Origin of the sequence: Crateriforma spongiae (genome assembly GCF_012290005.1) — a bacterium.
GTDB lineage: Bacteria > Planctomycetota > Planctomycetia > Pirellulales > Pirellulaceae > Crateriforma > Crateriforma spongiae.
Genome location: NZ_JAAXMS010000002.1, coordinates 62032 through 77298, shown reverse-complemented (window position 1 = coordinate 77298; position 15267 = coordinate 62032). Strand labels below are relative to the sequence as shown.

Annotated in this window: 9 protein-coding genes; 5 read left to right on the top strand and 4 right to left on the bottom strand. The window is 57.3% G+C overall.

Features of this window, described 5'->3' with window-relative positions:
• Positions 1-45 precede the first annotated feature (45 nt).
• The 4 genes from HFP54_RS04475 (at position 46) to HFP54_RS04460 (ending at position 6259) form a co-directional block, all read left to right on the top strand.
• Positions 46-2955: a PSD1 and planctomycete cytochrome C domain-containing protein gene (locus HFP54_RS04475; protein WP_261346676.1), complete on the top strand. Its 2910-nt coding sequence runs from the start codon at positions 46-48 to the stop codon at positions 2953-2955.
• 7 nt (positions 2956-2962) lie between these two features.
• Complete coding sequence (locus HFP54_RS04470) at positions 2963-4342, top strand: DUF1501 domain-containing protein (protein WP_235951272.1); 1380 nt, start codon at positions 2963-2965, stop codon at positions 4340-4342.
• Between the two features lie 109 nt (positions 4343-4451).
• Positions 4452-4829: an STAS domain-containing protein gene (locus HFP54_RS04465; RefSeq protein WP_165701450.1), complete on the top strand. Its 378-nt coding sequence runs from the start codon at positions 4452-4454 to the stop codon at positions 4827-4829.
• A 161-nt stretch (positions 4830-4990) separates the two neighbouring features.
• Positions 4991-6259: a PP2C family protein-serine/threonine phosphatase gene (locus HFP54_RS04460; RefSeq protein WP_168564246.1), complete on the top strand. Its 1269-nt coding sequence runs from the start codon at positions 4991-4993 to the stop codon at positions 6257-6259.
• Between the two features lie 231 nt (positions 6260-6490).
• On the opposite strand, the gene HFP54_RS04455 is transcribed toward HFP54_RS04460, so the two are convergent.
• The gene (locus tag HFP54_RS04455) at positions 6491-7423 is read right to left on the bottom strand and encodes an ATP-binding response regulator (RefSeq protein ID WP_168564245.1); all 933 of its coding nucleotides are present in this window, start codon (positions 7421-7423) and stop codon (positions 6491-6493) included.
• 260 nt (positions 7424-7683) lie between these two features.
• On the opposite strand from HFP54_RS04455, the gene HFP54_RS04450 reads away from it, so the two are divergent.
• Positions 7684-11082, top strand: a complete 3399-nt coding sequence (locus HFP54_RS04450) for a PAS domain-containing hybrid sensor histidine kinase/response regulator (RefSeq protein ID WP_168564244.1) — start codon at positions 7684-7686, stop codon at positions 11080-11082.
• A 16-nt stretch (positions 11083-11098) separates the two neighbouring features.
• Here HFP54_RS04450 and HFP54_RS04445 read toward each other — a convergent pair whose 3' ends face one another.
• The 3 genes from HFP54_RS04445 to HFP54_RS04435 all read right to left on the bottom strand — a co-directional run bounded on the left by HFP54_RS04445 (position 11099) and on the right by HFP54_RS04435 (position 14942).
• On the bottom strand, positions 11099-11920 hold the full coding sequence (locus HFP54_RS04445; protein WP_146411054.1) for an ExeA family protein: 822 nt from the start codon (positions 11918-11920) through the stop codon (positions 11099-11101).
• Between the two features lie 5 nt (positions 11921-11925).
• The gene (locus HFP54_RS04440) at positions 11926-13407 is read right to left on the bottom strand and encodes a division plane positioning ATPase MipZ (protein ID WP_168564243.1); all 1482 of its coding nucleotides are present in this window, start codon (positions 13405-13407) and stop codon (positions 11926-11928) included.
• 107 nt (positions 13408-13514) lie between these two features.
• Positions 13515-14942, bottom strand: coding sequence for a hypothetical protein (locus HFP54_RS04435; protein WP_168564242.1), 1428 nt, complete (start codon positions 14940-14942; stop codon positions 13515-13517).
• Positions 14943-15267: the final 325 nt, after the last annotated feature.

Genomic DNA, 15267 nt, shown 5'->3' with positions numbered 1-15267 from the left:
GCGACGATTCTGCATGTTGAATTTGATCCTGCTATCCTGGTTCGGATGAGCAGACTATCTAGAAATTCAACCGATCGATGGCGCGGTGGACAGCTGTTTCTGTGTCTGGTCCTGGCCACAATTGGCTGCTTTTCGGCTGGACGAGTGCAGGGGTCGGATGATCCACGCGCCGACTTTTTCGAATCCAAAGTCCGACCTTTGCTGATCAGCAAATGTCATGCATGTCATAGCGCGGCCAACGATGATCCCGCAGCCGGATTGATGTTGGATTCCGCCGACGCGATCGAAGAATCGGGCGCGGTCATTGCTGGACAGGCCGACGACAGCTTGCTGATCGAAGCGGTGTCCTATGAAAGTGGTTTGGACATGCCGCCGGACCAACCGCTAAGCGACCAAGAACGGGCGGTGTTGCGGAAGTGGATCGACGATGGCGCATTCTTTCCTGACACCAAACCTGTCTCGGGTTTCGATCTGGCTGGACGCCGTGACAGTCACTGGGCGTGGCAACCGGTCAATCCGCCTGAGATTCCTGCCACCGGCACCACCGCGAGTGACCCGATCGATGCGTTTGTGCAAAGGTCGAACGGACCGCATGACGGCGTGGATCGGGCAACGTGGCTACGCCGTGTGACGTTTGCATTGACTGGATTGCCGCCGACACCGGAGCAACTAGAAAAATTCTTGGCCGATCAGCGACCCGATGCAAAGTATCGCTGGGTAAATCGTCAGATGGCCGATCCCGAATTCGGTGTGCGATGGGGCCGGCACTGGATGGACCTTGTGCGATTCGCAGAAACCTATGGTCACGAATTCGACTATCCGATCCCGCACGCGTGGCGATTTCGCGATTGGGTCGTGCGGTCGATCAACGATGATGTGCCATTTGATCAGTTTGTGGTCGAACAATTGGCCGGCGACTTGGTGCCATCGCCAAGACGCGATCCGGTCGATCAAACCAATCTGTCGAAACAAGGCAGCGCGTTCTGGTGGCTGGGAGAAGCGGTACACGCACCGGTGGATGTGAAAGATGACCAGGCGATCCGTGTCGACAATCAAATCGATGTGGCTGGGAAAGCCGTGTTGGGGCTGACCATTGCTTGTGCTCGTTGCCACGACCATAAATTCGATGCGATCTCACAAGCTGATTACTATTCGCTGTCCGGAATTTTGCAATCGACCACGCGCAGTATCGGTTGGTTGGATCCTGGCGGCAAAGTTCAGCAACGCGTCGATGAATGTCGCCGGTCTTTGGATCAGCTTCAAACAGTTACGTTTGCGAACGCAGATCTTGGCCGCTTGGAAAAAGCAGAAGTGTCGAATCCGCCATCGGATCTGCCCAACGATGCGGAACTGGTTTTTGATCTGACCCAAGGTTGGCCCGACGGGTGCACCACCGAAGGTTGGGCATTCGAGCCGTTCGAAACCGATGCGATCACGCCTGCCGTGACGCCGAGCATCGTGCCCACACCGGACGGCGATTCTGTGGCGATCGAAACTCATCCGGCCGGATGGCTGGACAGTCGCGTCGCCGGCGTCGAAGCGGCCGGTGTCTGGCGATCACCACCGTTCGTGATCAAACAGCCACATTTGATCTACCAATTGGCCGGTCAGGATCAATGCGAAATCCGCTTGGTCGTCGACGGTTATTTCATGGGCGACTACCACACGCTGTTGTTCAGCGGAATGCGAATCAAAGTGGAGCAGCCGTCCGCTGGCGATGACGGACACTGGGGGTGGCAGGTGCAAGGTGGTGACCTTCACCACTACATCGGTCACACCGCACACTTAGAAGTCTGGGACCCCGGTCCCGGCTGGGTCGGCCTGGCACGTGTGTATCAGTCTGCCGAAGCAAAAAAGCCGGATTCGTCAGTAGCTCCGGTGCAATTGCTTGATGCAAAATCAGTGTTTGCTTCGCAGGCTCGTCCCGACCAGTGGGATAGTATTCTGCAAACTGCAAGATCGCGGGTGTATCGATCCGGGGGCCCCCGGGCCGTGCCCGTGTTGCAGTCGTCCAAGCTGACCGGGCGTGATGTTCCGTTGGCGGTCCGCGGCGACGTTCATCAACCGGGCGATCCGGTGCCTCGCAGTGATTTGACCGCCTTTCGAATTGCTGAAGGCCAAGAAGAAAAAGGTTCGCAAAGCGGGCCGATCGATCGTTTGGAATTGGCCAGACGTTGGACCGATCCCGCCAATCCATTGACGCCGCGGGTGGCCGTCAACCGCTGGTGGCATCACGTGTTTGGGCAAGGCATCGTGGCATCGTGTGATAATTTTGGCGTGCTTGGTCAAATGCCGTCCGATCCGGACCTGTTGGATCACTTGGCGGATCGGTTGATGCGCGGCGATTGGTCACGCAAGCGAATGGTTCGTGATTTTGTTTTGTCCGATGCGTTCGCCGATCCGTCCAGGATTCAGCGTTTGGAAGGCGAGGCCATTCGTGACGCTTTGCTGACGATTTCCGGTCGGCTGGACAGGCGAATCGGTGGTCCTAGCGTCCCCATTCACTTGACCAGTTTTATGACCGGGCGCGGACGCCCTAGATCCAGCGGTCCTATCGACGGTCAGGGCCGACGTAGCTTGTTCGTGGAAGTGCGTCGAAACTTTTTGTCGCCGTTCATGGCCGCTTTTGACACGCCGGCACCATCGACCAGTGTCGGAAAACGAAATGTTTCCAATGTCCCCGCCCAGGCATTGGCGATGCTGAACGATCCGATGATCGATGATTTGCTTGATCATTGGACACAAACGCTGCTAAAAGGCGGCCCCGTGGATGATTCATCCGCGACCGGGCGGTTGATCGATTCGGTTTACATGCAGGCGTTTGCTCGGAAACCAACCGAACAGGAATTCGCCGTCGCAGAGCAATTCCTGGTCGAATCGGAATCGGTTGCGGTGGGGCTGCGTGATTTCGTCGACGTGCTGGTCAACACCAAGGAGTTCATCTTTGTTCCCTAAGCAAACCATGGCCCGACCTGCGTTGTCACGTCGCCAATTGCTGCAGCGTTCGGCTTGCGGTTTCGGTGCCGTTGCGTTGTCCGCACTTCACCAGGCAGCCGAGGGTGCGAATCGTTTGCACCATGCCGCCAAAGCAAAGCATGTCATTTTTCTTTATATGGATGGCGGGCCCAGCCAGATCGACACTTTTGATCCCAAGCCGCGGCTGACCCGGGAAAACGGCCAGCCGTTTGGGATGAAGATGGAAAAGACGCAGTTCGACAACAATGGAACGACGCTGGGCAGTCCATGGAAATTTTCACAGCACGGTGAAAGTGGTTTGCCGATCAGCGAACTGTTTCCGCATGTCGCCAAGCATGCCGATCGGCTGTGCGTCATCCGCAGCATGACCAGCGAATTCAGCGAACACACCAGCGCCAACTATTTCCTGCATAGCGGGCTGGGCCAAGTCGGACGTCCCAGCATGGGAGCGTGGGTGACGTACGGTTTGGGCAGCGAAAGTCACGATTTGCCGGGCTTCGTGGTGTTGAACGGCGGTCTGACGCCGCCGGGTGGTCTCGATAATTTCAGCAGCGGTTTCCTACCCGCCAATCATCAGGCTTCGGTGTTCGCATCCGGCCCCATGCCGGTGGCCAATTTGGTGTCGGACGATGCCGTCGATCGGGCAACGCGAAAGCGACGTTTGTTAAGCCAGCTGGATCAATCGTTGTCCGAACGTTGGGGACGACCCGATCCGGTGGAGGCCGCTATTCGGAATTACGAGCTTGCATTCCGTATGCAATCGGCGGTTCCCGAACTGGCTGACCTATCAGGCGAATCCCAGCATGTTCGGGATCAGTATGGCGTTGACGATCCGTTCAAACCCAAGGCGATCTACGCACGCCAGTGTTTGCTCGCACGGCGATTGATCCAGCGCGGGGTGCGGTTCATCGAATTGACGTGTCCCAGCGTGTCGGGGAACGACCGCTGGGATCAACACAAGCGATTGCGCAAAGGACACGAAGAAAACTCGCTGGCCGTTGATCAACCTATCGCGGCATTGCTGGCCGATCTGGACGATCACGGATTGTTGGACGAAACGTTGGTGGTGTTTGCGGGAGAATTTGGCCGAACGCCTTTTGCCCAAGGCGACGACGGTCGCGACCACAACCCGTTCGGCTTTAGCATCTGGATGGCCGGGGGCGGCGTGCGTGGCGGCACGGTCTATGGTGCGACGGATGAATATGGCTACCACGCTGTGGAAAATCCGCTGATGATTCACGATCTGCATGCGATGATGCTGCATCAGTTGGGGATCGACCACCGACGTTTGACATTTCGATTCGGTGGTCGCGACATGCGTTTGACCGATGTCCACGGAACGATTGTTCCGGAAATCGTCGGCTGACTTCGGTCGCGCCGCCACGAGGTCGATCTGGTTTAAAATAGAACGTTGGCCGCCGGTCATCGATGACCCGATTGATTTTGACACCGGATTTCCGGAATGGAGGTGCCCCATGACCGAGCCACTGACAACGTTCAACGTATCCCATGTTGATGAGGTCACCGTCATTTTTCTCAAGCCGCTGGATTTTCTACAGCGAGAAGTCATCACGCGGACGCAGGAGGAATTGCTGGAATTTTTGAAACAGCAAGGTCCGCAGAAATTGGTGATCAATTTTAAAGACGTCGCAGGGATTTCGTCCGAGTTCATCGGCACCCTGCTGCGTGCCCGCGACTACGTGATGGCGGTCGACGGACAGATGCGTCTGTCAAACATGAACGACAACATTCATACCGCGTTCTGTGTCACCAATCTGAAGGACCGAATCTTTCCCATCGATGCCACGATGCCGAGGGCGATTGATGCGCTGCACGGCATTGAGTCGTCTTGAAAGCGGACTCGCTTGCTGGGGAATTTTGGTCGGCTCAGGAGACGGTACCGTGCGAGTTTGCTAGGACGAAGACTCAGCGGCGTGTCGTTTTGGCGATTCGGATGGTTGAAAATTGAACGGTGTGTGCCGCTGGAGCACGGTATTGCCTGCAACGTGGGGGCATGCGGGTTAGACTTGCGTTCATGGATCCGTTGCCCTACAGCCGAAACGATCGCGATTCCATTGCGATCCTGCTTGTTGAAGACTGCGCGACCGATCGAACGTTGGCGACACTGTGCCTAGAAAATGGCCTGGGCGACGGTTTGGAACTGTACACCGCCGACACGCTGCAGTCCGCGATGGATCGGATTTCCCAATCGCGGCTGGACCTGATTTTGTTGGATTTGCACCTGCCCGACAGCGAGGGGCTGGACACGCTGCGGCATGTCTTGCGGGTCGATCCCGACGCGACGGTGGTTGTGATCAGTGGCGAATCCGAAGAATCGTCGGCCATTTCCGCGGTCCGTTTGGGTGCCCAGGACTTCATCGTCAAAGGCACACAGTTAACTGATCGCCACTTGATTCGATCGATTCGTTTGGCGATGGAGCGGGCCGCGCATCGGTCGATGGAAGCGGAACTGCTGGAGATCCGCCATCAGATGCACATGGCGCATCAAATCCAGAAACGCTTATTGCCAGGACGGCTTTTCGGTTGCACGAAATACTCCATGGCGGGCGGATGTCAGCCGGCCAACGAGAACGGCGGCGACTATTTCGATTTCATGCGATTGCCGGATGGTTCCAGTTGCGTGGTGATTGGTGATGTCAGCGGACACGGCATCGGGCCGTCGATGGTCATGATTGAAACGCGGGCATCCATCCGTGCTTTGGTCATGACCGGGATGGAAATCGGCGAAGTGTTGACCGAGGTCAATCGGCTGTTGATCAACGATTTGAAGCACAATGCGTTTGTAACGTTGTTCATGGTGCACTTGGATCCGACCGGACGCCGGTGTGCGTACAGCAGCGCCGGACATCCCGGGTACCTGGTCCGCAATGATGGGGCATCGTTGGTGTTGTCTTCACCCAATCCGCCTTTGGGAATTGTTTCGGACGAACGCTATTTGTCGATGAATCTGGACGATCTTCGGGGAGATGATCTGCTGGTGATGTTCACCGACGGCATTACTGAGGCCACTCGTGACCACGAGACGTTCCTTGGCGTCGCTCCGGTGCTGAAGACGGTCGTCGCGAATCGGCACCGATCCGCCGACTACGTCGTAGACCAAGTGTTTGAATTGGCGGCGCGGGTGGAACCGGAATCGTGTCAGCATGATGATCGAACGGCGGTGGTCATCAAGCGTTTGGCCGACGCCGTTCCGCGTCCCCATTTCCAAAGCCCGGCGGATTCAATCCACAGCGATTATCGGATGCCTCCGCCGCCGCACTAAGCGGGCGGACAGAAGTTTGGCGGCAAATGGCAACCCAGCGCGTCAGCAAGGGACCGCGTTCTTCGCCGGTTCGTTCCTCGGTTGCGAATCGGGTTACTAAACTGAAAAGTGTTGTCCGCCGAGTTGATCACGTGCCGGGAAACGTCAGTGGCCAAATTCATCAGCGATTGATCGGGGCGTTCCGCATGTGTCCCGCGTCATGTTTGCCAATCGCAAAGAGACGAATCACGCTCAGTCGTCGCTTTCGTCTGACGAATCCGAACCGTTTTGGTCGCATCGTTTGACCATGATCAGTTCGTTGCCCACGTCGTTGTGGCTGACCGAATCCATGAAAGCGTTGATCAGCAACAGGCCTCGGCCGCTGACATTTTCCAAGTTGGCCGGATCGGTCGGGTCCGGCAGGGAAGCAACATCAAATCCGTTGCCTTCGTCGCGAATTACAAAGCGTACCGATTCTTTGTCGGCGGCCATTTCCACACGAACACGACGGTCACAGAACGGAGACTCCTTGGTGCGGCGATCGATCATCTCACGATAGGCTTCGCCGTCTTCCAACTCGCGTAGCTTGGACGAAACTTCCAGGTTGCCATGGATCATCGCGTTCAGTAACGCTTCGTCCAACGCCATGCTGATTTGCATGCGGCTGCCTTCGTCAAACAGGTCCAACTCGATCAGCGGTTGTTCCAATCGGGCGATGACACCGGGGACCAAGGTTTCATCGTTGCGAAGGCTTAGGCTGACCGACGCGGATGTGACATAGTCGCTGACGTCGCTGCGGCCGGTTTCCGATTCGGCCAGCTGCAAGACTTGTCGCAGGGTGGGCAACAAATCACTGTTCATCGACCGTTTGGGGACGTAGCTGGCGGCGCCTTTTCGCAGTGCTTGGGCGGCGATGTCTTCACTGCCCTGCCCTGTCGTCAAGATGACGGGGACCGACGGGGCGGCCTGTTTGACGGCTTCGGTCAATTCCAACCCGTCCATTTCCGGCATTTGCAAGTCGGTCAGGACCAGGTCAGGTGGCGATTGCATGACGATGACCAACGCTTCTTGGCCGTTGCCACAACTTTCGACTTCCAAGTCAGGTTCTTGTTCCAGGACGCCCCGAAGCAGCAACTGCTGCGTCGGGCTGTCATCGACAACCAAGATCTTGAATACGCGGGGCATGATGAGGAAAGACCAGGGGGCAAGTCGAACGTTCCGCCGGACGACCGACGCATCCTAGCGTCATGACGGTTGGGCGTCACGGATTCACGGGAAATTCGCGATTGCCGACCTGTCCCGCGAACGCCATGCCAACAACTTTGTGCGATGGGAATCATGCCCACCATCCGCCGGGGTGACCAAATGCCACGTCGGCTGTGCTCACAGTTTATGATGAATGGAGGGCCCTATGTTGAACCCACGAGACTCGCGGAGGTACCCGCGTGGATGATTCCCGCCCCCATGATGCGTCCGAAACGCCTGACGTTCCTGCCGATTCCCAGGCGACGCGACAATCGGAATCGTCCATCGATGTTTCGGACTCACGTTCAGGTGATCCATCAACGATTCACGAAATCGAGCGTTTGGAAACGGCGCTGCGCGAATCGGACGCCGTGTATCGGTCGCTGGTCGAAAGTTTGCCGCTTAGCGTCATTCGCAAAGGCATGGACGGGCGAATCAAGTACGTCAACAAGCGTGCTAGTGAACAGATCGGGCGTCCGGCCGCCGAATTGGTCGGTAAGACGGATTTTGATTTGTATCCGGCGGATTTGGCAAAGAAGTATGTCGCCGATGATCTACAGGTCATCGAATCTGGGAAGCTGCGGCATGATATCGAAAGGCACCAGTCGGGAAGCGACGACCAGACGTACGTCGAAGTATGGAAAGCCCCGGTCCGCGATGCGGCCGGAACCGTGGTGGGCGTCCAGGCCATGTTTTGGGACGTCAGTCGGCAAAAGGATGCCGAGCAACAGATCGAGTACGAAAAGTATTTGCTGGGCACCTTGTTGGACACCGTGCCCGACTCGGTCTATTTCAAAGACAGCGATAGCCGCTTCATCCGGCTAAGCCGCAGTTGCGCGAACAAGTTGGGGGTCGACGATCCCGAAGATGCGTTGGGAAAATCCGACGCGGACTTCTTTGCATCGGATCACGCACAAAAGGCACTGGCGGACGAAAGGCAGATCATGCAAACCGGCCAGCCCGTCCTGGCCGACATTGAACACGAAACGTATCCCGATGGATCCGAATCTTGGTGCAGCACGACCAAGGTGCCGCTGCGCGATAAGCAAGACAACGTGGTTGGTACCTTCGGAATTTCACGTGATGTGACCGAGCAAATCCTGGCCGAACAAGAATTGGCCAGGGAACGTGATCTGTTGAAAACCATCATCGATAACGTCCCCGATTTGATCTACGTCAAAGATCGGTTTGGTAGGTTCGTCACCGCCAATGCGGCCCTGGTGCGGATGCTTGGCGTTGATTCGGTGGACGACTTGATCGGTAAGACCGATTACGATTTTTCGCCGCCGGATCTGGCGTGCAACTACGTCACCGATGACCAGAATGTGATGCGCTCCGGGCGTCCACTGTTGGATCGTGAAGAATCCCATCGTCGTCCCGACGGCAGCGAGATCTGCCTGCTGACGACCAAAGTGCCGTTGTTCCCGGCTACCCAGGACGAACAACCGTCCGACGAAGCCGTCGGAGTTGTCGGCATCGGCCACGACATCACGCGTCGAAAAAAGATCGACCGCGAGATCTTGGAAGCCAAAGAATCAGCGGACCAAGCCAATCGGGCGAAAAGTGATTTTCTGGCGAACATGAGCCACGAGATCCGCACGCCGTTGAATGCCATCATCGGCATGACTGACTTGGTCCTGGATACCAAGTTGGACACGACGCAGCGAAACTTCTTGTCCATGGTTCAGGAGGCCGGTGAATCCCTGTTGTCGATTCTGAACGATATCTTGGACTTTTCGAAGATCGAAGCGGGCAAGCTGGAATTCGAAGAAGCGACCTTCGATCTGCGTGAAAGCTTGGGCGATACCATGAAATCACTCGGCTTGAAGGCACACGCAAAGAACTTGGAGTTGGCCTTCCGCGTCGATCCAGAAGTGCCGCGATTTGTCGTGGGGGATTCCACGCGACTGCGACAGGTTTTGGTCAATCTGGTCGGCAATGCGATCAAGTTCACCGAGGCCGGCGAAGTCGTTGCCGAAGTTCGTCTGTTGTCGCAGAACGAAGACGAAGTGTGGTTGTCGGTCAGCGTTCGCGACACCGGAATCGGTATACCGGCGGAGAAGACCCAGTCGATTTTCGATGAATTCGAACAGGCCGATACGTCGACCACACGACGTTTCGGTGGGACCGGATTGGGCTTGGCAATTTCATCGCAGTTGGTTCGTCTGATGGGCGGTGAAATCCAGGTCACGAGCGACGTCGGTGTCGGCAGCGAATTCAACTTTGACATCCGCCTGCGGGCCGCCGACCAAGAGGTGGAAGAACAGCACCGGCGTGGAATGGTCGTTGTCGGTGGGACTCGTGTGCTGGTCGTTGATGACAACCAGACCAACCGCGAAATCCTTTTCGAGATGCTTGGTAATTGGGGCATGTTGCCGATTCTGGCCGAATCGGCTTCGCAAGCAATGCAGAAGATTGAATCGGCCGAGCAAGACAGCCAGCCGTTTGGGTTGATCATCAGCGACGTCAATATGCCGGAAATGAGCGGCTTTGATTTCATACGAGCACTGCGCAGCAGCGATTCGGCGTGCCGCTTGCCCGTGATCCTGTTGACCAGCGGCGGACGCGAAGGGGATCGCGATCTGGGCAGGCAATTGGGAGTCGAGGAACGATTGCTGAAGCCGGTGAAGCAATCGGAGTTGTTCGATTCGATTGTTCGGACTCTGGGTATCTCAGCACCGGAAGACGCAGCGACACTGGCGACGCAACCGCACAACCCACCGGAACAGACACTCAAGATCCTGTTGGTCGAAGACAACGAAATCAATCGCCGATTAGCGGTCGGTGTATTGTCGGCCGATGGTCACCAAGTTGATGTCGCACATGACGGTCAACAGGCTGTGGAACGTTTGGAGAACGAAGCCTTTGACGTCGTGTTAATGGATGTGCAAATGCCGATCATGGACGGTTTGGAAGCGACGCGACAGATACGTCAGCGTGAAGAATCAACGGGACGTCACCAACCGATCATTGCCATGACCGCTCATGCGATGAAGGGTGACCGAGATCGCTGTTTGGAAGCCGGAATGGACGATTACTTGGCCAAGCCGATCCGAGTGTCCGAATTGCGAACAAAACTGTCGAAAACCATCGAGCCACCGGATGCTTCCGAAGACGCCGATGGAACGTCCGATGCATCGGAGTCGTCCGGCGAAGCGGAAGACAAGATCCAAGCGACAACAAGTTCGGAAGAGTCAGGCCGTCAGCAAGCGGACCCAGAAGAAACGATTCCCTCGCCCAATGTCGATTCGGATGATGGTCCGTGTTTCGATTGGGAACAAGCCAAACAAACAGTACGAGGCAACGAAGCGTTGCTGCGCGAGTTGCTGGGCGTTTACATGCGCGAGGCACGCGAACTGGCCGATCAGATGAGTGATGCGACCGAACAACAGCAATGGGACAAGGTTCGACAGGCCGCACATACGCTCAAAGGCGCATCGTTATCGGTCGGAGCGGTTGGAGTTGGAAAGCTGGCCGAACAGATCCAGAATGCCGCCGAGCCGATTGAGCCGGCGCAAATCGAATCGCTGGTCTGCTGTGTCGATCAAGCTGTTACCGAAGCGGAAGCCTATCAAAAATCCGACGACGCGGATCAATAGTCGCGGGCGTCACCAATCAAGGCGTGGTCGCCAATTCCCGGTGCACACCTTCGATGTGATCTTCGGTCACCCGGGCCGCATCATCCGCGTACGCCACCATCAATGCCAAATCAGCCAGCCGGTTGATCCGGCGTGGTATGCCTAGCGAACGAGAATGCAGTCGGTCGACGGCCGCCGTTGTGAAAACGTCGGGCATTTGGCGACCGACCTGTTGCAATCGATGCTGGACGTAAGACGCGGTTTGGTCGGGCGTGAAACGTCGCAGCAGACATTTTTCGCTGACGCGTTCATCCAAGGATGCGTTCTGTTCGATTTGCGTCAGTAGGATACTTTGGCCGACCAACAGCAATGTCAAAGCGGATTCTGCATGGCCACCACCGGTGGCCAGGTTCAGCAACAGACGCAAGGTTTCCAGTTGCTCGTGACTGTCCAGCAGGTGAGCTTCGTCGACCACCACCAAAGCGTGGCGATCGGCCGCAACGTTTTCATCCAAAAACGATTCCAAACGATGAAGGGTCAAGCGATCCGGTTCATCGGGCGGTCCACACTGGCGAGTGATCTTGTCGGTGACGTATCCCAACAATTGATCGCCGGGCAGTTTGGGAAAAACAACCGTCACCAATGGTGCGATCGCTTCGGGCAATTGTGCCGCCAAAAGCCGAATCAGCATTGATTTACCGATTCCGCTGTCGCCGCATACCGCGATCGCCGAACGCCGGTTTTCGATGGCGTAGCGCATTTTCAGCATCGCGGTCTGGTGGGATTCCGACGGATAGTAACTGTCATCGCCGAAGTTTTCGAACGGGCGACCGGTCAGCTTGAAAAATGATTCGTACACCGGAATTAGCCTTCCACAAAGTTTTCGATCACTCCGACACCGCGGATTCCGCTACGCATCAGCCGACGTGCCAATTCGTTCAATTCGTCGACGGAAGTGGACCGCATGTCGCGGACAATGAAAGCCGAATCGATCGCTTCGGTTTCCTGTCCAACCCCGTATCCGGCCGACGCACCGTCCAAGATGACCAGATCAAAATGTTGTTTCAGTTCGGCGACGATCGATTCCAGATGTTCAGTTGCGTCGTCGTCGGATTCGTCAACGAAAAGCGGCAGAAACGTAATTTGTTCCTCGCCGCTGAACACCGCAACTTCGTCGACAGCGATGCCGTTCTGGCCGGCTTCCAGCCATCCCAAGTCCAAGTCCAAACGAAGATCGTCCGCCAATGTCGGATGACGCAGGTCGGCGTCCACCAATGCGACTTTCAGACCTGATGCGGATGCGGCCAATGCGATTCCTGTGGCGACCGTACTGCGGCCTTCGCCCGACTGAACGCTGGTGACCAAAGCCGAACGTAGGCCCGAATCAACCGCTTGGGCCAAATGGCGACCGACGGTTTCCAATGTGGCGTCTTCGAAGAACAAACGCTCCACCGTTTCGGGAATATCCAGGCAATCGATTTCCCACGACGGTCGGAATGCCGAACGGTTCAGCGAAGACGCCGATGTGTCTGCCGATACCGAGGGCTCCGGTGTATCGGCTGGTTCGGACGCCGGTTCTGCTGCCGAGGCTTCGCTTAGTGTTTCGGCAACTGCTTCCGGTTCGGCCGTAGCCTCCAATTTGACCGTAGGCTCCGGTTCGACGGTTGGTTCGGATTGGACCACGCTTGTCTCGGCCGGTGCCTGTTCGGATTCCTCATCGTCGATGGCGTGAACATCGCTGGGAATTTTCAGCAACGGTTGGACGTCCAGCGATTCCGGTTGCTTGTCCTCCGTCGGGGCGCGCTGCGTGAGCGGTTCGACCGACTGCGACGCGGATTCCGTCGGTTCCAGTTCGCGGACGAAGTTGCGTTCGATTTGGCCTGCCGATGCGTACAGATCCGTGGTGAACGACGCGATGGCGTAGGTGGATTCGAACGAGAATTCAGCCGCCGTGTTGTCTGGTTCGATTTCGGAGGCAATGGATTCAGCAGCGACCGAGGATGTTTCATCGGCCGGCGTCGCTTCGCCTAGATGGTCGGGCGGCGAAGTGATTCGGTTTTTCGGTTCCGCTGGCACGTCTACCGGTGTCGCGGCGGGCGGTTCGCCGATCGATCGACAATGCGGCGGCGGAACGGTTTCTTGGTGGGCACGTTCGGCATGTACGATCCGATCTTCCGATGCGTCGATCCACATGCTGGTTTGATCCGCGACCGATCGATTGACTCGAATGGACCGATCCGACGAGCGTTTCAGCGTGGGAACTTCGACCGGATTTTCGGCTTGATTCACTTCGGCCGTTTGACGGCGGGCGAACGCCTTGACGAACGCTTGGTCAATATTGCTCATAAGAATCCAAAGGATTTCCGTCGAAGGGTTGAAACAAAGGTTTGTGCAATCTTTTTCACCGGCGGTTCATCGTTCGGCCGCCGGGCTTGTTGATCGAACAGGAACGCTTATCGGACGGGGTAAGCGTTGGCGTAGGGATTGACCGCGGTTCGTGGGATCTGTTCGGCATCGGGCGTGTTTGCCCCCGTCACATCGCGATTGACCGAGTTGCCCGCCGCGGGGGCGCCGGTGGACACCGTGCCCAGGTAGTTTTGATACACCGACATCGGGTCATTCGGGGTGGTCGTCGCGGGCGAAGTGGTGTTGGCGGAACCACCGGGCAACGCGGCTTGATACGGGTTTTCTTGGATCGCACCCGTCCCCGAATTGCCCGCGTTGACCGGCAACGCGCCGGGCAGATAGCGAGTCCAGTCGGAGATCGCGTTCGGGGTGGCCGACGGCGTGGGAGCAGAAGTTCCGCCACTCGCCGCGCGGATGCCTGCATCACTGCGATTCATCGTCGCTGGGGATGCGGATGTGGGTTGCGTGATCATCCCGTCACCGGTCATCGACAGTTGGTCCATTGCCATGGTTCCATCATCGTTAGCGTCCGGTGAAGCTTGGCGTGCCAACGCTTGGCCCACCGGATCGGACGTGAAATCGCCGGGTGTGGCCGCCGAAACCTCCAGTTCATCGTCGGTCGACGGTGCGGCGGCGATGGACGATTCAAAGGGACGATTGATCTTGGACGGCGCGGATAGATCATCCGATGGGCGACCCGATTGGGTGTCGGCAATGGCCGGGCCTTCTGGCACACCGGTGGAGATCTCTTGGATGTCCGCATCGCCGACGGCGATCAGGTCCAAGTCTTTTTGTTCCAAGTCCTGTGTGCGATGGCCGGCGAAATAGGTGGCCGACGCCAGTGCAACCAAGACAGCCGCAACGGCCAGTTTGGCGCCGTATCGTTCTGTCAACGCTCCGATGTTGATTGGCAGAGCCCAGCGTTGGTCGTCCGCCGGTTGGTCCGCGTCGACATCACCGGCGGTGCTTTGCGAGTTCTGTACGTCATCAACGGCTGATTCGGTCTCGTTTGAATCGCTGCCGTTGTGTTCGGTCGATGCCGTACGGTCAGCACTGTGTGCCGTGGGGACGTCTTCGTGGGGATCGTCGAAACGAATCTGGAAAACGGTTTGCGGGACGTCGGTGTCTGTGTCTGTGTCTGTGTCGTCCGCGCGGGATGAAGCGTCACCTGCAGTTGTCGGTGCGCTCACGTCCGTGGGATCGGCTTGGTCGGACGTCCAGCCCTGAAAGCGGTGCTGTTCGCCAGTATTGGCGTCCGTCGCGGGGCTCGCGGCGTCGAAGCGAACGGTTTCATCCACGCGTTCTTGGTCGTCCAGACGATCGGCTTCCGCCGTTGTGCGGCTGACCAACAGACTGCGAAGCCGGAACAGAACGGGTGGCAACGGCTCGGCGGTCTGCGTCTTGACCCGATGAAAGTGAACGGAGGGCTGAGAGCCCAACGGTCGCTTCGGGCGGCTGGACGGCGAGGCGGTCATGGATGCATCCTGCAAAAGCTGGCAGCGGCGGCATTTCCCGTTGTCTGAATCGACAAATCGGGTATTGAGGCTTAAAGGAACTGTTCGGGTATGACAGAATTTGCGGAATAGCCAAAGCGAAGCGATTCCCACAAGGTGGAAACCGCGCGAACCTGCCCATGCGGCTTGTTTCACAATGCGTGGGTGTGGAAGATGTCCCCAGGATGGATTCGGAGGCAGCCACCGCGATGGCGCCCACCTGTGCCGGACACCCCCTGTCGGACGGCCGTTAGCTGCGGCCCGTATGTCCGCGTCTTTGCACGGTTTGCAATGACCGGCCGGACTG

Excerpts from the sequence above, each read along its gene's own strand:
- HFP54_RS04475 (WP_261346676.1), top strand. The coding sequence starts at position 46 with ATGAGCAGACTATCTAGAAATTCAACCGATCGATGGCGCGGTGGACAG.
- HFP54_RS04435 (WP_168564242.1), bottom strand. The coding sequence starts at position 14,942 with ATGACCGCCTCGCCGTCCAGCCGCCCGAAGCGACCGTTGGGCTCTCAG.
- HFP54_RS04440 (WP_168564243.1), bottom strand. The coding sequence starts at position 13,407 with ATGAGCAATATTGACCAAGCGTTCGTCAAGGCGTTCGCCCGCCGTCAA.
- HFP54_RS04470 (WP_235951272.1), top strand. The coding sequence starts at position 2,963 with ATGGCCCGACCTGCGTTGTCACGTCGCCAATTGCTGCAGCGTTCGGCT.
- HFP54_RS04465 (WP_165701450.1), top strand. The coding sequence starts at position 4,452 with ATGACCGAGCCACTGACAACGTTCAACGTATCCCATGTTGATGAGGTC.
- HFP54_RS04460 (WP_168564246.1), top strand. The coding sequence starts at position 4,991 with ATGCGGGTTAGACTTGCGTTCATGGATCCGTTGCCCTACAGCCGAAAC.
- HFP54_RS04455 (WP_168564245.1), bottom strand. The coding sequence starts at position 7,423 with ATGCCCCGCGTATTCAAGATCTTGGTTGTCGATGACAGCCCGACGCAG.